Source organism: Streptomyces sp. B5E4 (assembly GCF_039871555.1).
Classification (GTDB): domain Bacteria; phylum Actinomycetota; class Actinomycetes; order Streptomycetales; family Streptomycetaceae; genus Streptomyces.
The window spans coordinates 101,077-127,321 of the sequence record NZ_JBDPMI010000004.1 but is presented as its reverse complement, the minus strand read 5'-3'; the positions used below and the strand labels follow the sequence as shown (position 1 = coordinate 127,321).

Annotated in this window: 18 protein-coding genes; 5 read left to right on the top strand and 13 right to left on the bottom strand. The window is 75.4% G+C overall.

What is annotated here, in order from left to right; all coding sequences use genetic code 11:
* Positions 1-303 precede the first annotated feature (303 nt).
* The 4 genes from ABGA99_RS07760 to ABGA99_RS07745 all read left to right on the top strand — a co-directional run bounded on the left by ABGA99_RS07760 (position 304) and on the right by ABGA99_RS07745 (position 4,948).
* Entirely contained in the window at positions 304-1,716 is a 1,413-nt protein-coding gene (locus ABGA99_RS07760) for a thioester domain-containing protein (RefSeq protein ID WP_347576563.1), read from the top strand.
* Between the two features lie 262 nt (positions 1,717-1,978).
* Positions 1,979-3,643: an energy-dependent translational throttle protein EttA gene (ettA, locus tag ABGA99_RS07755; protein ID WP_347576562.1), complete on the top strand. Its 1,665-nt coding sequence runs from the start codon at positions 1,979-1,981 to the stop codon at positions 3,641-3,643.
* A gap of 1 nt (position 3,644) precedes the next feature.
* Positions 3,645-4,136, top strand: coding sequence for a thioesterase family protein (locus ABGA99_RS07750; RefSeq protein WP_347576755.1), 492 nt, complete (start codon positions 3,645-3,647; stop codon positions 4,134-4,136).
* Complete coding sequence (locus ABGA99_RS07745; protein WP_347582378.1) at positions 4,133-4,948, top strand: hypothetical protein; 816 nt, start codon at positions 4,133-4,135, stop codon at positions 4,946-4,948. Before ABGA99_RS07750 ends, ABGA99_RS07745 begins: the two co-directional genes overlap by 4 nt.
* A 341-nt stretch (positions 4,949-5,289) precedes the next feature.
* Here ABGA99_RS07745 and ABGA99_RS07740 read toward each other — a convergent pair whose 3' ends face one another.
* From ABGA99_RS07740 to ABGA99_RS07695, 10 genes are all read right to left on the bottom strand, one after another.
* A complete protein-coding gene (locus ABGA99_RS07740; protein WP_347576754.1) occupies positions 5,290-6,252 on the bottom strand; it encodes an ABC transporter ATP-binding protein in 963 nt (320 codons plus the stop codon).
* Between the two features lie 31 nt (positions 6,253-6,283).
* Complete coding sequence (locus ABGA99_RS07735) at positions 6,284-9,184, bottom strand: hypothetical protein (protein ID WP_347582377.1); 2,901 nt, start codon at positions 9,182-9,184, stop codon at positions 6,284-6,286.
* A 59-nt stretch (positions 9,185-9,243) separates the two neighbouring features.
* The gene (locus tag ABGA99_RS07730) at positions 9,244-13,011 is read right to left on the bottom strand and encodes an ABC transporter permease (protein ID WP_347582376.1); all 3,768 of its coding nucleotides are present in this window, start codon (positions 13,009-13,011) and stop codon (positions 9,244-9,246) included.
* Positions 13,012-13,143: 132 nt separating this feature from the next.
* The gene (locus ABGA99_RS07725; RefSeq protein WP_347576558.1) at positions 13,144-13,548 is read right to left on the bottom strand and encodes a globin; all 405 of its coding nucleotides are present in this window, start codon (positions 13,546-13,548) and stop codon (positions 13,144-13,146) included.
* Between the two features lie 13 nt (positions 13,549-13,561).
* A complete protein-coding gene (locus tag ABGA99_RS07720; RefSeq protein ID WP_347582375.1) occupies positions 13,562-14,158 on the bottom strand; it encodes an ABC transporter ATP-binding protein in 597 nt (198 codons plus the stop codon).
* Positions 14,159-14,268: 110 nt separating this feature from the next.
* Entirely contained in the window at positions 14,269-15,540 is a 1,272-nt protein-coding gene (locus ABGA99_RS07715; protein ID WP_347582374.1) for an ABC transporter substrate-binding protein, read from the bottom strand.
* 2 nt (positions 15,541-15,542) lie between these two features.
* Complete coding sequence (locus ABGA99_RS07710) at positions 15,543-16,529, bottom strand: hypothetical protein (protein ID WP_347582373.1); 987 nt, start codon at positions 16,527-16,529, stop codon at positions 15,543-15,545.
* On the bottom strand, positions 16,526-18,004 hold the full coding sequence (locus tag ABGA99_RS07705; RefSeq protein ID WP_347582372.1) for a hypothetical protein: 1,479 nt from the start codon (positions 18,002-18,004) through the stop codon (positions 16,526-16,528). Before ABGA99_RS07705 ends, ABGA99_RS07710 begins: the two co-directional genes overlap by 4 nt.
* 24 nt (positions 18,005-18,028) lie before the next feature.
* Positions 18,029-20,482 carry a tetratricopeptide repeat protein gene (locus ABGA99_RS07700; protein ID WP_347576554.1) on the bottom strand — a complete coding sequence of 818 codons (2,454 nt, stop codon included), beginning with the start codon at positions 20,480-20,482 and terminating at the stop codon, positions 18,029-18,031.
* Positions 20,479-21,831 carry a serine protease gene (locus ABGA99_RS07695; protein ID WP_347576553.1) on the bottom strand — a complete coding sequence of 451 codons (1,353 nt, stop codon included), beginning with the start codon at positions 21,829-21,831 and terminating at the stop codon, positions 20,479-20,481. Before ABGA99_RS07695 ends, ABGA99_RS07700 begins: the two co-directional genes overlap by 4 nt.
* A 90-nt stretch (positions 21,832-21,921) precedes the next feature.
* On the opposite strand from ABGA99_RS07695, the gene ABGA99_RS07690 reads away from it, so the two are divergent.
* A complete protein-coding gene (locus ABGA99_RS07690) occupies positions 21,922-22,221 on the top strand; it encodes a trypco2 family protein (protein ID WP_347576552.1) in 300 nt (99 codons plus the stop codon).
* A gap of 137 nt (positions 22,222-22,358) precedes the next feature.
* Here the strand turns inward: ABGA99_RS07690 and ABGA99_RS07685 are convergent, their stop codons facing one another.
* From ABGA99_RS07685 to ABGA99_RS07675, 3 genes are all read right to left on the bottom strand, one after another.
* Complete coding sequence (locus ABGA99_RS07685; protein ID WP_347582371.1) at positions 22,359-23,372, bottom strand: FHA domain-containing protein; 1,014 nt, start codon at positions 23,370-23,372, stop codon at positions 22,359-22,361.
* Positions 23,373-23,400: 28 nt separating this feature from the next.
* Positions 23,401-24,756 carry a VWA domain-containing protein gene (locus tag ABGA99_RS07680; protein WP_347582370.1) on the bottom strand — a complete coding sequence of 452 codons (1,356 nt, stop codon included), beginning with the start codon at positions 24,754-24,756 and terminating at the stop codon, positions 23,401-23,403.
* Positions 24,757-24,877: 121 nt separating this feature from the next.
* Positions 24,878-26,242 (bottom strand): protein phosphatase 2C domain-containing protein, encoded by a 1,365-nt coding sequence (locus ABGA99_RS07675; protein ID WP_347576549.1) that lies wholly within the window; start codon positions 26,240-26,242, stop codon positions 24,878-24,880.
* Between the last annotated feature and the right edge of the window lie 3 nt (positions 26,243-26,245).

The window sequence follows — 26,245 nt, the reverse complement described above, 5'->3', positions numbered from 1 at the left end:
GGTCCGGCACCGGAGTTGTGTGGCCGTCTGCCCGCCCCGTGGAATCCGGACGGTGACGGTTCCGAGAAGATCTGTTCGAGGGCGGCGCGAGAACTTCTGCCGGTCCGCTGGGGTCTGCCCGAAATAGTCGTTGCCCGATGTAACGATTGCGTTCTAAAACCCTGTCCCCTTGGGGCATTTGAGGTTCGCGGGACGAGGGGAGTCCATAGGATTCCGAGCGGCTCGACGAGCCCGGAGCGAAGGCGTTCTTACGGCGGGGGCAATCCGAGCCTTGACCAACCCGCCCGGAGGGGATTTTCGACCATGACTTCTGTTCGGAGGCCGTCACATCGGCGGTCTGCTCGGCTCACTGCGGCTGTGCTCGCCGCGGGCCTGGCCACCGCGGGTGCGATAGCCGGCGCCGGTCCCGCGGCGGCGCAGGACGCGCCGCCCGCCAACGGCGCCACCGCCACCCTGGGCGGGCTCACGATCAAGGACACCGCCATCGTCGACGGTGGCAAGGAGATCGGTGCCGGTCTGTTCGAGATGGCCGTCGACCAGGGCGGCTCCATCCAGACCTACTGCATCGACTTCGGCAACCCGACCCAGCCGGAGGCCAAGTACCAGGAGGTGCCCTGGAGCGCCTCCTCGCTGCAGAACAACCCCGACGCTGGGAAGATCAACTGGATTCTGCAGAACTCCTACCCGCAGGTGGACGACCTGTCCGCGCTCTCGGAGGCGGCCGGTGCGGGTGAGCTGACGGAGAACACCGCCGCGGCCGGCACCCAGATCGCCATCTGGCGCTTCTCCGACAAGGTGAACGTCGAGGCCAAGGACCCCGAGGCGGAGAAGCTCGCCGACTACCTGGAGGCCGGTGCCCAGGCCATCGAGGAGCCGGCGCCCTCGCTGAACCTCGGTCCGACCGCGATCTCCGGCAAGTCCGGTGAGAAGCTCGGCCCGGTCACGGTGAACACCGACGCCGCCAGCGCCAACCTGTCGCTGTCGCCGGAGGCCGAGTCCGCCGGCGTCAAGGTCGTCGACGCCGACGGCAAGGCGCTGACCAGCGCCGCCGACGGCGCCGAGGTCTTCCTCGACGTCCCCGCCGGCACCCCCGACGGGTCGGCGACGCTGACCGCCGAGGCCACCACCCAGGTGCCCGTCGGCCGCGCCTTCGCCGGTGTCGGTGAGCACGCGAAGAGCCAGACCCAGATCCTGGCCGGCTCCAGCGACACCACCGTCACCTCGCAGGCCACCGCCACGTGGGCGAGCGAGGGTCCGATCCCGGCCCTGTCCGCCGACAAGAACTGCGCCAAGGGCGGCGTGGACGTGACCGCCGAGAACAAGGGCGACCAGCCCTTCTCCTTCGAGCTGGCGGGCGAGTCCCACACCGTGGCGCCGGGCGAGTCCAAGACCGTGCTGGTCGAGGTCGCCGAGGACCAGGCGTACGAGATCACCATCAACGGTGACGACGGCTTCAGCGAGAAGTTCACCGGCGTGCTCGACTGCGAGACCGCGGGCAACGACACTCCGGCTCCCAGCGAGCCGAGCCCGGCCTCCGCGGGCGGCTCCGCCGGCGGCGACGACGCCGGTGACGACGAGGGCGGCGACCTGGCGAACACCGGTGGCAGCAGTGCCACCCCGGTGATCGCGGGCGTCGCGATCGGCCTGGTCGTGGTCGGCGGTGCGACCGTCTTCCTGCTCCGCCGGCGCGGCAGCGGCGGCGCCGACGCCGCCTGACGACGGCCCTCCGGCCGGCGCCGGGAAGCGCGTAGCAGCGCCGAGCGGTGCCGGCCGGCGGACGTCGGCTGACGGCTGACGCTCTGCACGGCACAGGGGCCGGATCCTTCGGGATCCGGCCCCTTCGCATGCCCGCGGGGCGGCCCCGCCCCGTCCCCGGCCGCCGCAGGCGACGGGCGCGACCGGGGGCGTTTTCGCGCGGGGGCGCGCGTGCGGCAAGATGGGTGCATCTGCCCACCTCGCATCTGCCGGACGGTTTCTCTTGGCTGAGTTCATCTACACCATGCGCAAGGCACGCAAGGCGCACGGCGACAAGGTCATCCTTGACAACGTCACCTTGAACTTCCTGCCCGGCGCCAAGATCGGTGTCGTGGGCCCCAACGGTGCCGGGAAGTCCACCGTGCTCAAGATCATGGCCGGACTGGAGCAGCCGTCGAACGGCGACGCCTTCCTCTCGCCCGGCTACAGCGTCGGCATCCTCCTCCAGGAGCCCCCGCTCAACGAGGAGAAGACCGTCCTCGAAAACGTCCAGGAAGGTGTCGCGGACACCAAGGGCAAGCTCGACCGGTTCAACGAGATCGCCGAGCAGATGGCGACCGAGTACACCGACGCCCTGATGGAGGAGATGGGCAAGCTCCAGGAGGAGCTGGACCACGAGAACGCCTGGGACCTCGACGCCCAGCTCGACCAGGCCATGGACGCCCTCGGCTGCCCGCCCGGCGACTGGCCCGTCACCAACCTGTCCGGCGGTGAGCGCCGCCGCGTCGCGCTCTGCAAGCTGCTGCTGGAGGCCCCCGACCTCCTCCTCCTCGACGAGCCCACCAACCACCTCGACGCCGAGTCCGTGGCCTGGCTGGAGCAGCACCTCGCGCAGTACGAGGGCACCGTCGTCGCCATCACCCACGACCGGTACTTCCTCGACAACGTCGCCGGCTGGATCCTGGAGCTGGACCGCGGCCGCGCCTACCCCTACGAGGGCAACTACTCCACGTACCTGGAGACCAAGTCCGCGCGCCTGAAGGTCGAGGGCCAGAAGGACGCCAAGCGGCAGAAGCGCCTGAAGGAAGAGCTGGAGTGGGTCCGCTCCAACGCCAAGGGCCGGCAGGCGAAGTCCAAGGCGCGCCTCGCCCGGTACGAGGAGATGGCGGCCGAGGCCGAGAAGATGCGCAAGCTCGACTTCGAGGAGATCCAGATCCCGCCGGGTCCGCGCCTCGGCAACGTCGTCGTCGAGGTCGAGAAGCTCAGCAAGGGCTTCGGCGACAAGCTGCTCATCGAGGACCTGTCCTTCACGCTCCCGCGCAACGGCATCGTCGGCGTCATCGGCCCCAACGGCGCCGGCAAGACGACCCTGTTCAAGATGATCCTCGGCCAGGAGAAGCCGGACTCCGGCAGCATCCGGGTCGGCGACACCGTGAACGTCAGCTACGTCGACCAGTCCCGCGGGAACATCGACGCCAAGAAGTCGCTGTGGGAGGTCGTCTCCGACGGCCTCGACTACATCAACGTCGGCCAGGTCGAGATGCCTTCGCGGGCGTACGTGTCCGCGTTCGGCTTCAAGGGCCCGGACCAGCAGAAGCCCGCCGGCGTCCTCTCCGGCGGCGAGCGCAACCGGCTCAACCTCGCGCTCACCCTCAAGCAGGGCGGCAACCTGCTGCTGCTCGACGAGCCGACCAACGACCTCGACGTCGAGACCCTGTCCTCGCTGGAGAACGCGCTGCTGGAGTTCCCGGGCTGCGCCGTGGTCATCACCCACGACCGCTGGTTCCTGGACCGCATCGCGACGCACATCCTGGCGTACGAGGGCGACAGCAAGTGGTTCTGGTTCGAGGGCAACTTCGAGTCGTACGAGAAGAACAAGATCGAGCGGCTCGGCCCGGACGCGGCGCGCCCGCACCGGGCGACGTACAAGAAGCTCACCCGTGGCTGACGTGGCCCGGCACGTCTACCGCTGCCCGCTGCGGTGGGCGGACATGGACGCGTACGGCCACGTCAACAACGTGGAGTTCCTCCGCTATCTGGAGGAGGCCAGGATCGACTTCATGTTCCGGCTGGCGCCCGGGGAGGGCGCCGGCGGGGGCGGTACGTCCTTCGCGGGCGGGTCGGTCGTGGCCCGGCACGAGATCGACTACCGGCGCCAGCTCGTCCACCGGTACGAGCCGGTGACGGTCGAGGTGTGGGTGACGGAGATCCGCGCGGCGGCGGCGACGCTGGCGTACGAGGTGAAGGACGCCTCGCAGGACGGCGGCGCGGTCTACGCGCAGGCGTCGACGGTCATCGTGCCGTTCGACTTCGAGGCCGGCCGGCCGCGGCGGATCACGACGGAGGAGCGGGCGTTCCTGGAGAAGTACCTGGGGCCGCCGCCCGGGGGCCGGGTGAAACCCGGGACGCCGGGGGAGCCGGAGGAGGCAGCGGCGGCATGACGCGGCGGCTGGTGTTCGCCGAGGGACGGCAGGCGGAGGGCCTGGCGGTGTTCCTGGGGCGGCTGTTGCGGTACGACAAGGGCGCGGCGGTGCGGCTGCGGGTGGCGCCCGGCGCCGGGAGCGGGACCGGGGGAGCGGCGCTGGCCGTCTTCGGGCACGCGCCGGCGCTGGACGTGATCGTGGTCCGTACGGCGCTGCTGACGTCGGCGGCGGAGCTGGACGAGACGGTGTCGGCGGGAGAGCTGGCGGAGGCGATCGACGCGGCGGCGAGCGCCGGCGCGGGTGCCGGTGCGGGGAGCGCCGGCGCGGGTGCCGGTGCCGGGCTGGGTGATGCCGGGTCGGCTGAGGCCGCTGCCGCGGGGCAGGGCGCCGGATCCCCGGCCGTACGGCGGGAGTTGGCCGTGGACTTGCCGCAGCCGGTGAGCGGACCCGGGTGGGCCGGGCTGCTGCCGCCGCGGAGCGGCTGGGAGCCGGTGGCGGGGCTGCCGCAACCGGAGGAGTTGCGCGTCGCGGTGGTGGCGGGGGTCGCGGAGTTCAAGTCCCGGGTGGAAGCGCTGCCCGAGGAGAAGCGGACGCGCGCGGAGGTGGACCGCGTAGGCGGCGACATCTGGAGCCGCCCGCTGGGCGGGACACCGCTCCCTCTGCGCGCCGCGCACGCCGCCCGCGTCTTCGGCCTCCTGCCCCACCCCGCGGACCCGGCCGAGCCGGCACTCCTCGCGAGTGGCAACTGGCTGCGCCTGCGCACCCCGTACGGCTCGGTGGCTCTGCGCCGCACGGGCGGCCTGGGCCGCCTGGGCGTCACCCCGGTCTGACACGGAGCGCCGGCGGCGGGGACGGTTGCGCTGCGCGGACGATGCGCGGGCGGGTCGGCGGCCGCACGGGACCGGAGGACGGGGAGTCGCCGGTACGGGACCGACCCTGGGCCGCCGTCCGCCGGCGCCGCAGGCGCTCGGCGAGGCGGCTCTGGCGGGCTCCGGCTCTGGCGGGCTCCGGCTCTGGCGGGCTCCGGCTCTGGCGGGCTCCGGCTCTGGCGGGCTCCGGCTCTGGCGGGCTCCGGCTCTGGCGGGCTCCGGCTCTGGCGGGCTCCGGCTCTGGCGGGGCTGCCTTCCTGTCCCTCCTGCCGTCCCGCTCGTACCGGTCCGACGCTCCGCGGCTACTCCCCGTCCTCCCGGTCCGGGCTCACCCTGATGTGGTCCTCCTCCAGGTCCAGGACCACCCGGTCGCGGATGTCCAGGGCCTCCGTGTACCGCTGTGGGAGCTGGAGGCGGCCCGTGCGGTCCACCGCGGCGTATTCGCGGGCCACCACCCGCTCCTCGCCGCTCGCGTCGACCTCCGTGCGGCGGAGGACCTCCGACGCCATCCGGCCGTCGCGGATCGCGACCGTGCGGCGGACCTGCGTGGCCACCGCCTGGTCGTGCGTGACGATGACGATCGTCGTCCCCAGTTCCTCGTTCGCCGTGCGGAAGGCGGCGAAGATCTGTTCCGCCGTCGCCGAGTCCAGCTCGCCCGTCGGCTCGTCCGCCAGGATCACCGCAGGGGAGTTGGCCAGCGCCACGGCGATCGCCGCGCGCTGCTGTTCGCCGCCGGACATCTGCTGCGGGCGGCGGTCGCGGCAGTGGGCGAGGCCCAGGAGGCCCAGGAGTTCCTCGGCGAACGCCACCCGGCGGCGGCGCGCGTGGCGGCCGCCGCCGCCCTCGCTGAGCTGCATCGGCAGCACGACGTTCTGCACGGCGGTCAGGTACGGCAGCAGGTTGCGCGCGGTCTGCTGCCAGACGAAGCCGACGACCTCCCGGCGGTAGCGCAGCCGCGCCCGCGCGTCCATCGCCAGCAGGTCGAAGCCCGCGACCGTGGCGGTGCCCGCGGTGGGGACGTCGAGGCCGGCGAGGATGCCGAGCAGGGTCGACTTGCCGCTGCCGGAGGCGCCGATCAGGGCCAGCAACTCGCCGTCGGCGACCAGCAGGTCGAGACCCTGCAGCGCCTGCACCTCCACGCCGTCCGTGCGGAAGATGCGGACGAGCTGGTCGCAGGCGATCAGCGCGTCGTGCCCGTACGCCGGCTTGGCGCGTTCTTCCGCCGCCCGCCGCTCCAGGTCCTCCAGCGTCGTCCCGCTCCTCATACCGCCCGTGCTCTCTCGCCTCTGGGCCATCTCACTCCCTCTCCCCGGCCCGCAGTTCCTGTACGGCCCGCCGTCTGCCGCCCCACCACGCCTGCACCAGCACCGCCGCCAGCGCCAGCCCCGGCACCGCCACCGACGGCAGCGTCAGCGCCAGCGGGTCCGCCCGCAGCTCCGCGCCGCCGGGGCCGAGCAGGTCGGGGCTCTCCTCGCCGAGCGCGAGCGCGCTCAGATCGATCCCGGGCCCCAGCAGCCGTACGGTGACCAGCCCGGCCAGCGCCCCGACCAGCCCGGCCGCCACCAACTGCGGCAGCGCCTCCAGCACCAGCAGCCGCCGCCCGTCCCGTCGGCTGAAGCCCATCGTGCGCAGCCGCGCCAGCAGCGCGACGCGCTCGGGGGCGGCCCGCAGGAGCGACAGCAGGACGGCGAGCAGGGCGTAGCCGGTGGCGGCGACGGCGGCGGCGGCGTACAGCCGCTCCGCGCCGCGCTGGAGCTCCGAGGCAGCCAGGTCGTCCGTCACGTCGTCGCGCAGCAGCAGGGTGGCGCCGGGCGCGGAGTCGTGGGCCAGGTCGCGCAGCGCGGCGCCGTCCAGGCCGCCGGCGGCGGAGAGCAGCAGCGTGTCGGGGAGCGCCTCGACCACCTTCTCCGTACCGGGCAGTTGCCGCGCCACGCTCTCGGCGTCCACCACGGCGAACTGGCCGCCCGTCAGCGCCGGCGTCACCCGCCGTACCGCGGCGACCTCCGCCGTGATCCGGCCCCGGGACGACTGCAGCCCCAGCGTGCCGTCGCCGATCAGGTCGGCGACGCCGGGCGAGACGAGCGCGGGCAGCGCCCTGCCGCCGTTCTCGTCCCGGAGCCGGGCGGCGTCGAAGGGGCCGAGGCCCAGGTCGGCGCTGAGGCGCGCGTACGCGGTCGCGTCGACGGTCAGCAGCGTGAGGTCCCCGCTGAGCCCGATGACCTGCAGCCCGCTCTCGGTGCTGACGGAGGCCGCATGCCGTACGCCGTCCACCTTCATCGCCTTCGCGGCGATCCCGTCGGGCAGCGGCGAGGCCGAGGTGAGGCGGGCGTCGCCGCCGACGCTGTGCAGCGAGGCCGTCTTGCGCGCGTCGGCCACCCCCGCGAGCACCGAGCCGCCGAACGAGGCGGTCGTCAGCGCGACGAGCAGCGCCAGCAGCGGCAGCGCGGACGCCGCGGGGGCCCGCCCGGCGCGGGCCAGCGACAGGAAGCCGAGCGCCCCGCGCGCCCACGCCGCCGGGCGGGCGGCCAGCCGCAGCGGCAGCGGATACAGGCGTACGAACACGGCCGCGGCGACGGCCCCGACGAGCACGGGCGCCGCGCTGACCAGCGCGTCGGCGCCGCCGTCCGCGTCGCCCCTGCGGCGCAGCACCCCGATGGCGCCGACCGCGAGCACCACCGCCGTCACCTCCGCCACCAGCCGCTGCCGCGAGGGCCGGGCCCGGACCAGGTCGGTACGGACCGGGGGCTTGGGCCGGCGCACGGCGGTCACCGCGAGCACGGGCAGCGCGCCCAGCGCCAGCGCCGCCGTCGCCCCCGCCGCGAGCAGCGCGGGCCCGTGCCGCGCGTCCGGCAGCAGCAGGACGGCGAGGCCGTAGCCGGCCGCGGCGGCGGGCAGCACGGCGGCGGCGTTCTCGGCGAGGAGGCGGACGGCGATGCCCCGCAGGGACCCGCCGCGGGAGCGGAGCAGCGCCAGCTCGGCGCGGCGCCGGGACGCGGCGAGGCCGCCGCTCATACCCACCACCACCGCCGCGACGGCGCCGACGCCGAAGGCGGCGACGGCCACGACCGGCGTGACGGCGTGGCGCACCCCCGTGTAGCCGGCGAGCAGCCCGAGGGCGCCGGTGGAGATGTCGAGCGTGCCGCCGGTCCGCTGGGCGAGCCGCTCGAAGCCGGGGCCCTCCTGGAGCGTCGACAGGGCGTCGAGCACGGCGGTCACGTTCCGGCCGCGGAGCTCACCGCCGGCCACGGGCACGTTCCAGTACGGCGAGGTGCCCCCGTCCTCGAAGGACGGGCTGAACGACTGCGTCCCGGCGAAGAGCGCGGGGCCGCTGTCGGGGTGCAGCAGGAGGGCGGCGGCCCAGTAGCGCTGCGGTTCGAGCGACTCGGGCCGCTGGCGCAGCTCGGGGGTGCGCAGGAGCGGGTCGACGGACCAGTAGTCGCTGCCCGGCGCCTTCGGCGCCAGGATGCCCGTGACGCGGACGGTGACCGTGCCCTCGGAGCGCGGGAGGTGGACGCGGGAGCCGACGCGTATGTGCAGCCTGTCCGCGGTGGCGGCGGTGACGGCGGCCTCGAAGGCGATGTCGCCGCCGCCCTCGGCCTCGTACGCCGTCGGCTCCGGCAGCCGTCCTTCGACGACCCGGGCGCGCTCCTCGACCCCGGCGCGCGCGTCGAGCTGCACCTCGGGCCGCTGCCCGTCGGTCTTCGGCAGCCACGGGTCGTCCGTGACCAGCACGGGCTGGGTCCGTACGCCGTACGAGACCTGCCCGCGCTCCGCCCGCAGCGGGTCGCGGAACTCCCGCAGCACCGGCTGCACGAACCGCTCGACGACCCGCCCGCCCATCGACTCCGCCTGGTCCTCGAACCTCACCTCGGGGTCCGGCTGCGCGGTCAGCGCCACGTTCCGCTCGGCGGCCGTGGCGCCGTCGATCAGCCGGCGGGCCTCGCGGTCCTCGTACGTGTCGACGCCGCGCGGGAACGCGGCGGCGAGGAACGCGGTGACGACCACGAGCAGCGCGAGGGCGACCGCGCCGCCGGGGGCGGCCCGCAGCCGGGTCCGCACCCAGGGGGCGGCGCCGGGCGGGCGGGAGCCGCGAGACGGTCCTGCGGGGGCGTCCGGGGCGTCCGGGGCGTCCGGGGCGTCCGGGGCGTTAAGGGCGTCCGCGGACTCGGGTGCCTCCGACGGGTCCTGTGCGGGCATGTCACCGGCCTCCCGGTGTGGACGGGGACGGCCGGGCCGCGGCACGGGTGGGCGGCATGTCACTCGCCTCCCAGGCGCAGTGCCGTCGCCGGGTCGCCGCGGCGCAGCGCGACGAGCACGGTGACGAGGACGGGAACGGCGGCGACCGCCGCCAGCAGGCCCGCCACGGACCCCGCCGGCAGCTCCACCACCACCGGCGGAACCGGCTGCGCGGCCCGGCCCGTGAGGGTGATGAGCGGGATGACGGAGCGGGCCAGCGCCCAGCCGAGCAGCATCCCGGCGGCCAGCGCGAGCGAGATCAGCACGCTCTGCTCGGCGGCGAACGTGCGCGCCAACTGCCGCTGCGGGGCGCCGAGTGCGCGCAGGACGGCGAACTCGCGGGTGCGTTCGCGTACGGACGCCGCCGCGCTGACGGCGAAGCCGAGCGCGGCCAGCACCGCCGCGGCGACGGCGGTGGCGGCGAGCGCGGCCTGCGGTCCCGCGCCGAGCGGGTCGCTGCCGAGTTCGTCGGCGAGCTCGTCGCGTACGAGGACGTTGCCGGGGTCGGTGTCGGCGCGGTCGCGCAGGGCGGCGACGGTGGTGTCCGTCTCGCCCGGCCGCGTCGTCAGCCACCACTCCGACGGCAGCAGCGTGGCCAGGCCCCGCTGGGTCAGCGCGCTGTTGACGGTGGGCAGGTCGAGGAGCAGGGCGCCGCCGAACCGGGCGCGCGAGGACTCCGCGGTGGCGGCGGGGGAGCCGGGTCCCGTGGTCGGCAGCTCCTCCAGCGAGCCGGTGACCTTCACGGACAGGCTGCCGCCGGGGACGGGCACGCTGATCGTGTCGCCGACCTTCGCGCCGGTGGACTTGAGCATCTTGCCGGTGGCCAGCGCGGTGAGCGGCGGCGTGGGGGCGCGCGCGGCGGTGACGGTGAGGGTGACCAGGGGCGGGCCGGTCCAGGTGTCGTAGTACTGGTCGCCGGTGTCGTAGCGCAGGGAGAGCGCGGAGTCGTCGGCGGTACGGGGCCGTTCGGTGACGGCGGCGGGGACCTCGTCGTGCAGCGCCTCGGGTTCGGAGACCGCGCGGCCGTGCCAGGTGAACCCGTCGGGCACGGGCACCTCCCGGACGCCGGCGTCCTCGCCCTCGTCGCCGAGCGGCTTGGCGACCTCGACGCGCTCGACGTCGAGCCGGCGCTCCCCGCCGTCCCGCGGCTGCGGGTGGACGAGCCGGAGCCCCGTGAGCCGCAGCGGCCCCGCGGGTCGGCCGTCGGGGGCGGCCGCCGCGGCGGCGACGTCGGCGACGAGGGTGTGCGTACGGCCGTCCGCGGGGAGGTCGCCGGCGGGCAGCTCGTACGCGGCCCCGTACCGGTCCTCGACGAGGACGGTCACCGCGGCCCGCCCGCGCGCGGTCGCGTCGGCGCCGAGCCGTGCCACCACCCGCACCTCCCCGGGCAGCCCGGGCAGCTCCAGCCCTCCGGCGCGGGTCCGCGCCGCGAGGGCTGCGGAGGCAGCGGGGGCCGCGGCGCCCGCGCCTCCGGCGCGCGCCGCGGCCGGGACCGCCTGCTCCGGCGCAGCCGGTCGGTCGACCGGGTCCGGGTCGCCGACGGCGCGCTCCGCGCGCGCGGCGGGGTGGGCCGCGGTTTCTGCGGGCGCGGTTTCCGCGCGCCGCGCGTCCGGGGGCGGGCTGCCCGCAGGGCGCTGCGCGCCCGCGGCAGGGTGCCGCGTGCCGCCTGCGGCGCGCGTACTGTCTGCGGCGTCCGTGCCGCCCGTGGCGTACGCGCCGGAGCCTGCGTCTTCCGCGCCCGCGGAAGACTCCCGCTTGTCCTCCGGCCCCGGCGGAGCCGACTCCTGCTCCCCCACCGGCCCCCCCGGGGCCAGCTTGCGCAGCAGCTCCGCGCCTCCGGTGCCGGCCGCCAGGTCGTCCCGCAGGCGCAGGCCCTTCGCCGCCCGGGCCGTGTCCAGGGCCAGGACCTCCGCCGACTCGCCGCCCGACAGGCTCATGCCCCACCGGGCCGCCGGGGCCGCGGCGGTCACGCCCGGGACGCGCTCCATCATGCCGCCCTGCCCCAGCTCGGGAAGCCGGCTGGTCAGGACCCGTACGTCGGTGCCCGCGTGGAAGTCCGCCTGGTCGCGCTGCGAGCGGTCCCACGAGGCGCCCTGGGCCAGCGCCAGCATGCCGATCGCCACCGCCAGCACCAGCAGCAGCACGGGACCGGCGCCGCGCAGCGGGCGGCGGCTCAACTGCCAGCCGGCCAGCGCCGAGGGCAGCCCCCGCCCCGCCGCCGCGCGGCGCTCCGCGAGGCGGGCGACGGGCGGCAGGAGGCGCAGCGTCAGCACCGTGCCGGCCAGGAGCGCCAGCGCGGGCGCGGCGACGAGCACCGGGTCGATGCCCAGGGTGCCGGAGCGGTCGCCGCTCAGCGCGCCGCTGCCGGAGGTCTGCCGGTCCAACTGCCAGTAGGCCACCCCCGCCACCACCAGCAGCGCCCCGTCCGCGCCCGCGCGCAGCGGCGCGGGCAGCGGCCTGGCCCGTACCGTACGGCCCGCGGAGAGCACCCCGTCGGCGCCGCCGCCGCGCAGCAGCGTCGGCGCGACGACCGCCGCCGCGCAGCCCAGCGCGCAGCCGGCGGCGACCAGCCACGTGCCGCTGCCCGCCGCGGAGTCCGGGGTGAGCCCGGCCCGCTCCAGCGGGCCCCGTGCGGACAGCAGCCGGATCAGCGGCCCGGCGAGCAGCGGCGCGGCGATCGCGGCGGGCAGCGCGAGGAGCAGCGACTCGGCGGCGGTCAGCACGCCGATGCGCTGCCGCGAGCCGCCGCGGGCGCGTAGCAGGTCCGTCTCGCCGCGGCGCTCCGCGCCGAGCAGCCGGGCGACGAGCATCAGCGCGTACGCGGCGAGCAGCACGAGCTGGAGGGCGACGATCAGCAGGGTGGACCGGCTGACGAGCAGGGCCCGTTCGGTGCCGTCGAGGAGCTGGGGGAGCCGGGTGGTGGCCACCGCACGGCCGTCGAAGACCGGTTCGTCCGCGAGCGCGCCGGAGGCCTTCTTCACGGAGGCGCGCAGGGCGTCCGCGCGGCCGGCGGTCATCTCGTCGAAGGCGCCGCGCAGTACCCACGCGCCGGCGGCCTGCACCACCCGGCCGGAGGTGAAGGAGCCGGGGTCGGCGAGCAGCGGGCCGTAGGTGGTGTAGCCGCCCTGCTGGACGCCCTTGCCGCGGAGTTCGTCGGCGAGCCAGTAGGGGGCGTCGCGGTCGCGGGGGCGGTAGACGCCGGTGATCTCGACGGGCAGCGGGGGGTCGTCGTCGCTCCGTCCCGCGAGGGTGAGGGTGTCGCCGGGGGCGAGGCCGAGCCGGTCGGCGGCGATCTGCGGCACGGCGACCTGCACGGTGCCGCCGTCCGCCCCGTCCGGCGTGCCCTCCGGTGCCCTGGCCGCCGCCCCCGGCCAGCGGCCCGCCGCCAGCGCGACCTCCGACCGCTCCAGCACCCCCAGATGCGTCAGATCCGGGTCCTCCCCGGCCTGCGCCGCCGGCGGCTGGAGCCGGCGAGGCAGCTCGTAGGGGCCGGAGCGGTCCAGGCTCTGGACCCGTACCGGCAGACCCGCGAAGGCCGCGTGCGCGTTGTCCCCGACCGCCTTGCCCGCCGCCGCCCGGTCCTCGCCCGTCAGATACGGGACTTCCAGGGTGAGCGCCGCGTCGGCCGCCGCGTCACCGGCCAGCGTGCGGCGCAGCGCGGCGTCGCCGACGGTGCCGGAGAAGGCGGCGAGCGTGGCCAGGACGGCGGTGGTCAGCAGCACGGCGAGCAGGGCCGCGGCGAGGAGCAGCCCGTGGGCGCGCGCCCGCAGCAGAACGAACCCCGTCACGCATCCCCCTGACACCACCGCCGAATTGTCTGGATGCTGTCAGAGCGCGTTCGCACGCGGTAGCGAGTGGAGGGGGAAATTGACCTGATCGTGACCGGCTGTAACCCGCGGATACGGAACGGAATCCGCCGGTCAGCCGGGGGTGTTGACCATCGAGGCCGCGGCGTACACGAGGTAGTCCCAGAGCTGCTTCTCCTGCGCCGGCGGCAGCTTCAACTCGTCCACCGCCGTCCGCATGTGGCGCAGCCAGGCGTCGTGCGCCGCGCGGTCCACGGCGAACGGCGCGTGCCGCATGCGCAGCCGCGGGTGGCCGCGCGCCTCGCTGTACGTACGCGGGCCGCCCCAGTACTGGATGAGGAACAGCGTCAGCCGCTCCTCCGCAGGACCGAGGTCCTCCTCGGGGTACATCGGGCGCAGCAGCGGATCCTCCGCCACGCCCTCGTAGAACCGGTGCACGAGGCGGCGGAACGTCTCTTCGCCGCCCACCTGCTCGTAGAACGTCCCGGGCGGCGGCGGTCCCACTGGAATCTCTGTCATCGGATCCATGGTCTCATCCCGCCCGGCCGAGGACGGAAGTCGTAGGACCGCACGCGGGCGGGGGCGTCCCGGCTACGACGCGTCCCGCCTGGAGGGACTCGTCCTCGACCTGCCCGCAGGTCAGCGTGTACGGGCGGCTGCCCGGTCGCCGCGATGCTGGCCTGGTCCACGACGGACCTGAGGACCCCGCCGACGCTGCCCGCCTGCCACCGGAGAGCTTGTCCTCGCGGGTGCCGGCCTTCTCGGTGAGGCCGACCTCCGCGAGCATCGCGTCGGCCCGCTCGTCGGATACGCCGTAGAGGGAGGCGAAGGTGCGTATCTGCTCGCGGGCGGTCAGCTTCTCGAAGAACGCGGACGCCTGGAGCTGCACGCCGATGCGCCGCAGCAGCGCCTGGTTGCGCGGCCAGGACGGCTCGCCGAGCAGCACCGCCCGGCCCCCGTCGGGGCGGCGCAGGCCCTCGACCATCTCCAGGGTGGTGGTCTTGCCGGCGCCGTTCGGCCCCAGCAGCCCGAAGAACTCGCCCTCGCGGACCTCGAAGCTCACGCCGTCGACCGCGCGCACGTCGCCGTAGCGCTTGGCCAGGTCGGTGACGGAGATCGCGGCGGTCATGGGGCAGACCCTAGTGCCGCGGGGCCGGCCTGGGGAGAGCCGAGGTGCACGTCTGTGCAGTTCGCGGCCGGTACGGGAGACGGGCGGCGGGGCGCGTACGGGACGGCGGGTCAGCCGCAGATGCCCGTCATCCAGGGCCGCCGCTTCTCGAACTCCTGCACCTTCTGGATGTTCCGCAGCCACGGCAGCGGGTCGAGCCCGTCCGCGGCGAGGTACTGCAGCGCCGCGTTCCAGAACGCGTCCCGCACCGCCGGCGGCATCACATCGGAGGCGTCCAGGCAGCGCGGCAGGGTGGTGTCCTCCAGGTCGCGGACGATCCGCCGCGTCACCGAACCCTCCCTGCCCGGCATGCCCCGCTCGGAGTTGGCGCTGTAGACCGGCGACTTCGAGGTCCTGGCCCAGGCCCGCTGCCCCTCCTTCGAGGCGAGGAACCGGAACACCTCCCGGGTCTTCTCGCGGTCGTCGAGGAGCGCCGCGAAGTCCCCGCTCACCTCCCGCCCGCGCGCGTTCCACGTGCCCGGCAGGTACGGGGCCGAGGGTGTGTAGTCCGCGCGGTGGTCCTCCTTCCCGTACAGGTCCCGTGCGAACGAGCCCTGGTGTTCGGCCACGCACCGCTCGTCGGTCTCCACCCGCCCGTCGAACAGCAGCCCCTGGTCTCCCGGGCCCCGGTAGTCGTTGAGCAGCGCCCAGCGCGCGGGACCGGCGCCGTCCGACTTCATCAGCGTGCCCCACGCCGTCCAGGCCTGGACGACGGCCTCCGTCGTCCAGGCCAGCTCGCCGCGCGCCCAGCGGGCGTACGTCCGCGGCCCTGCGGTCTGGAGCAGCAGGTCCTCGATCCAGTCACTGCCGGGCCAGCCGGCGGCGCCGTCGTCGCCCATGCCCACGCACCACTCCCGGGCCCCTACGGTCTCGGGCCTGCCGTTGGCCGCCCGGTACCAGACGATGCTCTTCAGGGCCACGCGCACCGGTACCCAGTACACCCGCTCGCCGGACTTCCCGGTGGCCCGCGGGGTCCACGGGGGGTGGTACTCCTCCTTCGCGTACAGCCCTTCCTCGTCGAGCGGTTCGAGCCGTCCCTCGGCGGCGTAGACCGCCAGCTCACCGGCGCCCGGCATGATCACGATGTCCGGCGGGGTGCCGGCCTGCGCCTGGGAGAGCAGCACCTCGCGCTGGGCGGCGGTGCCCTGGTAGACGTAGTCGAAGCCCTTGCTCTCCAGCAGCTTCTCGAACGTCTCCTCCTGCGTGCCGGTCCACGGCCCGAGCACCGTCACCGGGCGGGCCGCCGACTCGTCGACCGGCGGCTGGCCGCCGACGCAGCCGGCGAGCACGGTCCCGCCGGCCACCGCCACGAGAACCCGGCGCAGCCGGGACGTCCGGATCACGGCTAGTCCCTCCCGTAGTCGTCGTACAGCCGCCAGAGCAGCCCGCTCGCGGCGCAGACGAGCGCCACGCCGCAGCCCGCCGCCACCCACGGCAGGGCGCGGGCGGCCGCCGAGGTGGACGCGATGGTCTCGCGTACGGTCACGGCCTCGGCGTCGATGCGGTCCTGCTCGTCGGTGTCGTCGACCCGCACCAGCGCGCTGTGGACGGCGTCCAGCTTCTCCTGGGTGTCGTACGTCGCCGCCAGCGGCAGCGCGGCGAGGAGGCCGACGAGCACCAGCGCCACCGCCAGCCAGCCGCTGAACAGCCGCCCGCAGCACCGCCACAGCACCCGCCAGGCCAGCAGCAGGACGAGCGCCAGCAGCAGCAGCGCCGTCACGGCGACCATCCAGCCCGCCTTCTCGGCCGCGGTCACGTCCGTCTCGTCCTCGATGCTCGCGAGCTGGTCGCGCTGGAGCTCCTTCAGCCGCGGAAAGACGCCCGTGGGGTCGCGCTCCAGCACCGTTTCCGCCTCGTGCAGCTTCTGCTCGCGCATCGGCCGGTTCTCCGTGCCCCGGTAGAAGGCCGCCTCGTTGACGGCGTCCTGGTACGCCTTGTGCAGCACGTTCAGCACCTCGACGACCCGGCGGCCGTCGTCGCCCTCGATCTGCCGGTCGGACAGCCGCGACAGCGCCTGGTCGGCGGCGCCGCTCTGCTGCTGGTAGCGCTCGCCCGGGCCCACGGTGTCCATGAGGCCGTCCACGTACGAGCGGTGCACCTGGTCGTCCGCCTCGCGCAGCGCTTTGCGGAACGCCACCGCGTCCTGGACCGCGGGCACCGAGCGCGCCTGCAGCTCCGCGGGCACGCGGTGCACGGTGTCGTACGAGACGAGCAGCGCCGCGCTGCCGACCGCGCCCAGCACCAGCACCGCCGTCAGATGGCGCAGCAGCCGGTACTTGACCGTCCTCGGGAACAGCAGCGCGCGCAGCAGCCGCCGGAGCCGGGCTCTCACCCCGGGCTCCCCACGGCCGCCAGCCGGGTGCCGCAGGCGACGCAGAAGCCGGCCGCGCCGGTGGAGACCCGGCCGCAGTCCGGGTCGGGGCAGGGGATGCCGGCGGGCGCCGGCGGGGCCACGTCCAGCGGCCGGTCCTGCTCGCGCGACAGCCGGCTGCGCAGCACCGCGCTCCGGTCGACCGCGGCGCCCGTCCGGACCCGTACGACGCCGTTGGCCGCGTCCAGTACCTCGGCGACGCGGTTCAGGTCGTGGTCGAGGAAGTCCCGGTCCCTCAGCGCGTACGCGAGCTTCGCGGCCGTGCCCAGCATCTCCGCCGCCGTGCGCAGGTCGCCGCGGGAGATGGCGGTGCAGCCCGCGTTGAACGCCTCGGCCAGATCGTCGCGCAGCAGGTACGTCGCGCTCGCGCCCCGGGCCCGCACCCGGCCGGGAGCCGCGTCGTACGACCAGCGCACCCGCACCGCCGTCGCCTCCCGCCCCGGCAGCGCCGCGACCCCGGGCCCCAGCGCGACCTGGGCCAGCAGCAGATCGGCCTCCAGCATGTCGGCCTCCCGGCCGGCCGCCGGGTCACCGTCCGGGCGGGCCTCGACGGACAGGATGTAGCGGCGGGTGCCCGCGTCCCACAGCCGGGTGGTGAAGACGTGCCGCAACGGGTCCGCGTCCGCGGGCCGCGGGTCGGGCCGCAACTCCCGGCTGACGGGGGCCGCCTCGCGGAAGGACCGCAGCGTCACGCCGGTACGCAGCCGCACCTCGACCGGCACCGCCGGCACCCGCGTCGACCGCAGCCGGCCGGCGATGTCCGCGAGCCGGGCGGCCAGCGGCTTTGCGCCCTCCGCCAGCTCGGCCCTGCCGTGCAGCCGGGTCGCGATCCGGGCCGGCAGCGTCGGCTCCCACTCGCCGCCGACGCCGATGACGTCGCACGTCAACATCTCGGCGCAGGCGTCGATCGCGGCGTCGAGACGGCCGTCGTCGTGACCGCGGCCGTCGGTGATCATGAGCAGGTGGGCGATCCGGCGCGGCTCGCGGGCGACGTGCGCGCGGGCGGCGTCGAGCCACGCGGCGTAGCCGCCGGGACCGCCGCCCGCGGCCCCCGCGCCGCCGGCGGGCAGCAGCCGCTCCGCCTCGAAGCGCGCGGTGTTCCGGCTGATGCCGTCCGCGTACGCCCAGACCTCGCTGGCGTCGTACGGGTAGCAGATCCGCGGCGCGCCGCCGCCGTGCAGCACGGCGAACGACATGCCGTCGGGCAGCGCCGTGATCGCCGCGGCGACCGCCCGGCGGGTCTCCGCCAGCCGCTCGGGCGCGAAGTCGAGGGCCACGATGACGCCGGTGTCGGCGGGCGCCGGGACCGGCCCGCCCGCGGCCTCCGCGGTGATCTCCACGGTGCTGTCGACGGTGTGCGCGGCCACGTCGGCGCGCAGCCGGTGCTGCGCCTCCGCGGCGTCCGCGAGGGTGAGGCCGAACCGCAGCGTGTCCATCGGGGTTCGCCTCCAGTGGGCGGGTCAGACGACGGTGGGCGGGCGGACCGCATTGTGCAGCTCGATGAGCTTCGCGCGGTCCTCGTCCCGGCAGTGCCGGGACAGCTTGCGGTAACAGGCGGCGAGCAGCAGCCGGATGGTCCGCTCGGGGGTGTCTCGCGCGGCGGCCGGGCGGGACGGCAGGGCGCGGGGCAGGGGGCGTTCGCCGGCGCGCGGGCGGTACGGCTCGCCGAAGAGGCGGCCGTACGGGAAGCCGTCACCGGTGCCCGCCGGGCCGGGACCCGTGACGAGGTCGAGCGCCCACTCCAGGAACTCCGCCTCCAGCAGCAGCCCGTGCTCCTGCGCCAGATGGAGCGGCGCCGCGCTGTCGGTGTCGGCGGCGTCGGCGAGCCGCGCGCGGGCCCTGCCGATCTCGCCGAGCGGCGGCGGCGCCGGGCCGTCGGGGCCCAGCCGCGCGGCCGAGACCCGCAGGGTCGCGATCCACGCGGCGCCGTGGTCGGGGGAGTCCCTCGGGATGTTGTCCAGCACGTCGACCGCCTCCTGCCGGCTGCCGCGGGCGAGTGCGAGCCGGGCCAGGCCGAACGCGCCGTTGCCCTGCATGCGGTTGCGATACCAGACGGTGCGGTAGTGGTCGGTGGCGATCCGGCGCAGCTCCGCCGGCGTGCGCCCGCCGGCCGTCCCGGCCGCGCCGGCGGCGGCCAGCCGCTCGGCGCAGTAGCCGAGCGCCAGCTTCGGCGCGTACTCGCCGGGCAGCCGCCGGTAGACCGCCTCGTAGTGGCCGTACGCCCGGCTCAGCGCCGCCACTTCGGGTGACACCGCGTCGTCCGCGCCCTCGTCACCCTCCGGGGTGACCCCCGCCCCGCCGCCGTCCGCGGCGGCCTGCGCCCGTACCAGATCGAGCAGCCCCTCGTACCAGTCCAGTTGCCAGGCCCGGTGCGGGCTGCCGGCGAGGATCTCCCGGGCCTCGGCCAGTTCCTCCGCCGCCTCCGCCAGCGCGGGCGCCCGCACGGCCAGCAGATGCATCCGTACGTTGTGGAAGCAGATCTCGGCGGACGGATCGCCCGCCGGCTGGTGCAGCTTCCTGCCCGGATGGGTCGACGACAGCCCGAACAGGCCGCGCTGGCCGTCCTCCGCGTGCGGCCGGGGCACCGGCAGCGCCAACGCCACGTCGCCCGCCTCCGGCGGGCGCGTGTCCAGCGGCTCGGAGAAGTGCCGTGCGCTCCGCCGCGGCGCCGGCCGCTCCAGCCAGCGGCGCAGCGGCGGCAGTTGGCCCAGACCCGCGTCGAGCAGCCGCCGCGTCGGCACGAACAGGGCGGACGGCTCCGGCCGGTCGGGCTTGGTGCGCAGCGCCCGGATCTCCCGCAGCACGCCGCGCAGTTGCTCGCTCATCTCGGCGGCGGAGGCGAACCGGTCGCCCGGCTCGGGCGCCGTGGCGCACCGCACGACGTACCGGAAGGACGTGATGCCGGTGCCGGGGATGTCGCCGGCGGCGGCGAAGCGGGCCAGCTCCTGGAGCGTCCGGCCGACGGTGTGCAGGTCGTGCGCGACGGTCGGCCCGGTGCGGTCGACCTCGGGCGCGGCGTAGCCTGCGGTGCGGACGGGCGCGGTGGCCTCGCTGATGCGGCGGACGCCGCCGAGGTCGATGACCTTGAGTCCGTCGCGGTGGTGGATGACGTTGGACGGCTTCATGTCGCAGTACGCCAGCGGTCCGATGGGGGCCTTGCGCCGGTGCAGGTGGTCGAGCGCGTCCAGGATCCGGCAGCCGTAGGTGATGACCTCCTCGATGTCGAGCCGTCGCCGGCCGCGCCGCACCTCCGTGACGATCTTCTCCAGGGTGTTGCTGCCGACGTACTCCATGACGATGTAGTTCATCGGCTGCTCGCTGCCGCCCCCCTCCTCGCGCAGATAGTCGAGGATCCGCACGATGTCCGGGTGGTCGAGCGCGATGAGGTAGCGGCGTTCGCTCTCGGCCAGCTCGGCCAGTTGCTCGTCGTGCCGGTTCAGCAGCTCCTTGACCGCGACCTGGGTGTCTTCGAGGCGGGTGTTCTCGGCGAGGTGGACCCAGCCCTGGCCGCCGTGGGCCAGGCAGCCGAGCACCCGGTACTGGCCGAGCATGTCGCCCTCGCGCAGCCGCGGCACGAACGAGTAGCGGTGCCCGCAGGCCGGGCAGTGGCCCTCGTTGGGCACGGGCGGGTCCACCAGCGGCGGGGCGAGCAGTGCACCGCACGCGGTGTTGCCGCAGTGCTTGCCGTAGGCCAGCGGGGCGTTTTCCGGGATCACCGAGTCGTACGCGTCCTCCGCGGGCAGCTCCGGCAGCACCAGCGGCTGCCCCGGGCCGCCGTCCGGCTCGGGCAGCGGAGGCGCGTCGCGGTGCCGGCCGCAGCGCGTGCAGTAGCCGGCGGGCAGCAGCTCGCCCGCGCAGCCGGTGCCGGAGAACAGCCGGTGCGGGCAGCGGGTCGGTACGCCGGCGTCGGTCATCGGGGGCCCTCCAGACGGGCGATGTCCGCGTGCAGCAGTCTGGTCAGGGCCCGCAGCTCCCGGACCGGGTGGCGGGTGCAGTCGTACGGGGTGAGGGCGGCGTTGCGGGCGTTGGCCACCCGCGGGCCCGGCCTGCCGCGTTCCAGCGCGATCACCCTGCGGACCAGGCCGCGGGCGTACGAGCGCAGTGCCGGGCACTCCACCTGCCGCTCCGCCGCGGCCAGGAACTCGGCGCCGGGGCGGCGCAGCACGACGAGCAGCCGGACGCCCAGCGCCACCAGTTGCGTCAGCACGCCCAGGGCCGCCACCGGCTCCGCCGAGGTGTCGACCCCGGCCACGGCGACCCTGACCGGCAGGTCGAGCTGCCGGCCCGAGTCGCGCAGTGCGGGCCGCGGGCCGCGGCCGCGCAGCCAGGCGGTGAAGGCGCTGCCGTACGGCTCCGGCAGCCGCAGCCGCTCGCCCAGCGCGTACGCGAGGTCGTCCGCCCTGCTCCCGGCGGCGTCCAGGGCGATCTCGACGCGGTCGAGACCCGCGGTGAAGGCGAGGTCCCGCGCGGAGCCCTCGGGTGCGGTGACGAGCAGCACCGGAGGACTGCCTCCAGCGGCCCAGGCGGCAAGACAGGCGGCGAGAGCGGCGTCCGCCCCCGTGCCGGGACGGGCCGGTACGACGGCGGAGAGCGCGGCGTCGCGCGGCGCGGGCCCCTCGATGAGCCGGTCCACCTCCGGCAGCAGCTCCGCGATCCGGTCCAGCGGGATCATGTGTCCGTGCCGCTTCTCGAACTGCGGCACCTGCCCGTCGTCGTGGAACCGGCTGACGACCATGCCCAGGACCTCCGGCGGCGGCTCCGGGGAGACCTGGTCCAACTGGGCGTTGGCGACGCCCGCGCCGCTGAACCCCGCTTCGAGGACCATCACCTGGTTCTCCGGCGTCAGTTGCCACCAGGCGCCGTACGGGCCGTCCACCCGGGCCCGTACCCATAACCCCTCGTCGCCCTTCGCGGGGAAGCCGCCGATGAGCACCTTCGCGCCCGTGTAGCGGGGGATGCGGCGCAGGGGCGCCGGGCGGGCGCCCGCGCGGGGCGGGTCGAGCGAGAGCAGCGCGACGTCCCCGTCGGCCGGCTCCGTGCCGCGGGGCCTGACGCAGCCGGTCAGCGGGCGGGCGCGGCTGGGCCCGAACGCGCCGTGGTAGTCGGCGTAGTCGACGGTCAACTCGCCGCCGGTGCCGTCCAGGGCGTGTGCCGAGGTCAGGGCCCGGTCCGGGGCGATGAGGATGCCCGCGCCCAGGACTCTGCCGCCGACCCGCAGCCGCAGCCGCCAGCCGTTGCCCTCCACGGCAGCCCGATCCCCCATGACGGCTGACGATAACGCTCCCGGCGGCTGCCCCTCTACACTCTGGCACGGCTTAATGACACATAGTCATGGGGTGAAGGGGGTTCGCGGATGGCGCACGACGCGCAGGGCGACGAAGTGGTGGGGCTGACCGACGCGATCGCCGAGGTACGGCGGGAGCTGGCGAAGGCGGAGCGGGAAGGGGAGCGGAGCGACTGGCGGTTCCGGGTGGAGCGGGTGAGCCTGGAGTTCGCCGTGGAGCTGCACCGTACGGGGGAGGGGCGGCTGTCGCTGCGGCTCGGCGTGGTGGAGGCGGGCGCCGGGGGATCCGCGACCCGGGTGGGTACGCACCGGGTGCAGCTCGATCTGGTGCCGCACGGCACGGCCGCCGACCGGCCGATCAGCCGCTGAGGGCGCCTCGCCGTCGAGGCGGTGGTGCGGGGTCCGGCGGTGGCGTACGGGATGGGGTCCGTACGACATCGCCTCGGCCGTCCGGCTCGGAACGATTCAGCACCGGGCCGTCCGGGTCGTGCGGGGTGAGCGGGCGGCTAGCCCCGCTCGATGCGGATCGTCGTCCACGCGCCGACGTGCACCCGGTCGCCCTCTCTCAGCGGCACCGGGACGAAGGGCTGGATCGGGTCGGCCGCGCCGTTGACGGTCGTGCCGTTGGTGCTGTTCTGGTCGACCACCGCCCAGCCGCCCTCCGGCTGCTCGACGAGCACCGCGTGCTTGTGCGAGACACCCGGGTCCTCCGGCGGTCTGGCGAGATCGATGTCCGGCACCTCGCCCGTCGACTGCCGTTTTCGGCCGATCGCGATCTGCGGCCCGACCAGCGGCACCTTCTGCTCCGGCGAGTACGCCGGCAGGTTCAGCCCCTGCGCCTCGGGCCCGCTGCGCGACATCATCGCCGCGAAGTACTCCCGGTCCGGCGCGACGACCGCCACCCAGCCCACCGGCTGCGGCGGCGGCCCCTGGCCGGGGAACTGCTGGCCGTGCTGCCCGTGCTGACCGTGCTGCCCGTGCTGCGGCGGCGGCTGCGCCGAACTGGGCGGCGTGATCACGAAGTCGCCGCCCATCCGCGGGTCCGGCTGCGGCGGTGCCTGCGGGGGCACCCCGAGTCCGGGACCCGGAGGCGGGGGCGGCGGCGGTGGCGGCGGTGCGTGCCCCGCGCCGGTGTCCGGGCCCAGCGGCTCGGGGCCGCGGTGGACATGCGAGGGGCCCGAGGGCTGGTACGTCAGCCCCTGCGGGTGCTGCGGGTGGAAGCCCTGCGAGAAGCCGGAGGCCATCGCCGGCGGCACGTACGGCTGGGCGCTCTGGGTGACGAAGTTGTACCGGCACTCCTCGCAGAACTGCGCGTGCCCCTCCCGGGGCGTGCCGCACGACGGGCAGGGCTCCGCGGCCTGGGTGGGCTCGCCGGCGGGGGGACCGGGGTAGCCGTAGCCCCCCGGGCCCGGCGGCGGGACCTGGGCGGCCGGCGGCGGGACGGCGCCCGGCATGCGGATGCCGCACACCTCGCACCAGTCCTCGGCTCCTGACGGGTGACCGTTCGGGCAGGTCGCCATCTCGGTGGATCCCCCTGTCTCACTCTCGTCACTTCTTGACGCGGACGGTCTTCGTCGACCGTGTCTCCAGAGTCATCTCGTCGGCCTCCGCGACCTTGGCCTTCAGACGCACAGTACCGCTCGCCGCGTCGACCACGTCCACCACCTTCGACAGTAGCTTTGCGGTGTCCGCGTTGCCGGAGGCGCTCGCGAGCTGGACGGCACGCCCCAGTTTGGCCGTGGCGCCGTCCATGTCGCCGGCCTTGCGGTCCTCCAGTCCGGCCTGGATGACCTGGGCGAGTTCGGCCTGTCCGGTGTAGTGCGCCACCTGTGCGTTGATACGGGTGGAGGCCGCCATGTCGTCCGTCCACACCGCCCGGATCAGCCCCTGGGAGAGGGTCTGCGCGCTGCCGTCCGGCCGCGGCAGGATCAGCGAGACGCGGGCGGCGAGCATCTCCTGGCCCACCGAGGCGGGGGGTACCTCGACGCAGACGTGGTAGTCGCGGGACTCGTCGCCCCACGAGCCCGTGGGGTAGTCGCCGGCGCGCGGGCCGGCCTCCGTACGCCGCTCGGTCAGCTCCTCGACCGTGGGGGCGACCTGCTTGACGAACTTGATGGTCGAGCCCTGCGGCGTCCACAGCCGCAGCGCCACGTCCGCGACCTCCTTGCCCATCGCGGTCTCCATCATCTGCGTGAAGTCCGCGGCCAGACCGGCCGGGTCGGCGACGATGTCGGCGGTGCCGAGCAGCGCCGAGGCGATGCCGGTGACCTCCTTGACCTCCCAGTCCGTGCCGACGCCGCGGGCGTCGCAGGTGAACCGGCCGGCGCAGGCGTCGAGGGCGGCGCGCAGGTCCTCCGGCGACTCGTGCTCGTTGCGGCCGTCGGTAAGAAGGATGCCGTGCCGGATCGCCACCTCGGCGGAGCCGAGCAGCTTGTCCGCGAGCCGCAGCCAGGTGCCGATGGCCGTGCCGCCGCCGGCGCTCAGCTTGCGCAGGGCCTCCTTGGCCTCGGTACGGGTCGTGGCGTCGGCGACCGCGAGCCGGCCGCCGCCGGGGTAGACCTCGCGGGCCAGGTGGGTGCCGGCGACGACGGCGAAGGCGACGCCGTCGCGTACCGTCTCGATCGCGGCGGCCGTGGCGTCCCGGGCATTGCGCATCTTGGTGGGGGGATAGTCCATCGAACCCGAGCAGTCGACCATGATCACTATGCCCGCGTCCGGTCCCCCCGAACCGAACTGCGTACGCGCCGGATCGGCGGCCGGCAGCGGCATGCCGCCCGTCGTGCCGCCACCCGTCGAGGCGACGGTGACGATCGCGTTGACCTCACGGCCGCCCTCGGGCAGATACTCGTTCTGGTAGACCTCGACCGAGAACTCCGGCGCGTGCGACTTCGAGAAGTTGGCCATCTCGTCCCCTCCCACTGATGGTATTTAGATCTATGTAGACAATTCACCGGGCAAGAGAGGCTGACTACGTTACGCGCGCCGCCCCCCGTGGCGGATCAGCCCCCCTCGCGTTCCCCCTCCGTCACGAAGGGCCTGCCCCGCCCGCCGGGCCGGGGAACGGGAGTACCGCCACTGTTACGTTGTCGTGGCCGCCCCCGTCCAGGGCGTGGCCGACGAGCACCTGGGCCGCGTGCAGCGGCCGGGCGGCGGCGTCCGGCGGCACCGCGGCGGCCAGTTCCGCCGCGGCCTCGGCGTAGTTCCACAGGCCGTCGGTGCACACGATCACCACGCCGGGACCGTCCGGCTTGAACGAAGCCGTGTGCGGGTCCAGTTCGTGCGCGTCCGCGCCCAGCCAGCCGGTGATCGCGTGCGCGCGGTCGTCCGCGTACGCGTCCGCCTCGGACATCAGCCCGGCGGCGACCATCTGCGCGGCCCACGAGTCGTCCTCGGTGAGCCGGGCCGACGGCGCGGCGCGGTCGTCCGGCACCCAGTACGCGCGCGAGTCGCCGACCCAGCCGACGGTCAGGATGCCGCCGGCGATCACCGCGCTGACGATCGTGCAGGCCGGCGCGTTCTGGTTGCTCAGCGGCGAGTGCTGCGCGGCCAGTTCGTTGACGGAGCCCGCGGCGGCGAGCAGCGCCTCGTGCATCGCCTGCTGCGGGTGCAGCCCGCGGCCCAGCGTGGCCTGCAGCGACGCCCCCGCGGCGACGCTGGCGGCGGCCGACGCCTCGTCCGGGCGGCCGGCGGAGGACACGCCGTCGCAGACGACGGCGACCGTGGCGGGCGCGCCGTTGGGCAGGGGGGTCTCCGCGATGGCGAAGAAGTCCTCGTTGCGGTGGTGGCGCAGGCCCCGGTCGCTGACCGCCGCGACGCCCTCCACCTCGTGCTCCATGTGGTCCCGCTCGCGCGGCTGGGCGTGGCCGCAGCGCTCGCAGTACCCGTCGGCGTCGATCGCGCCCGTACGGCACGCGATGCAGCGCCGCCCGGGCGGCACCGGACCGGCGGCGGGCGGCCCGGCGGCTGCCGGGGCGTCCGGGGCGGCGGTGCCCAGCACCGCGCGCGGGTCGGCGCCCTGCGGCGCCACCGGCTCGGCGATGCGGTAGTGCTCCGGGTCCTCCGCGGGCGCGTCGAGCAGGAACTCGCCGGAGTCGCCGCCCTGCGGGGCGGCCCCGGGGCCCGCGATGCGGTAACTGCCGGTGCGCTGCGCCTCCGAAGGCCCGCCGTCCGGCGCGGCGACCCGGCCGGCGGGCGGCGCAGCCGCAGGGGCCCCGGCGGGCACGGCGCCGTTGGGTCCCACCGCGGGCTCCACGGCCGCCGGTGCGGGCGCGGCCGGTGCGGGCGCGGCGAGATCCGCGCCGCACGCCCCGCAGAACAGGTCACCCGCCTCCAACGGCTCCTCGCACGAGGGGCACGTGTTCACTTGGGATACGGGAGGTGTGTTCGCCATGGG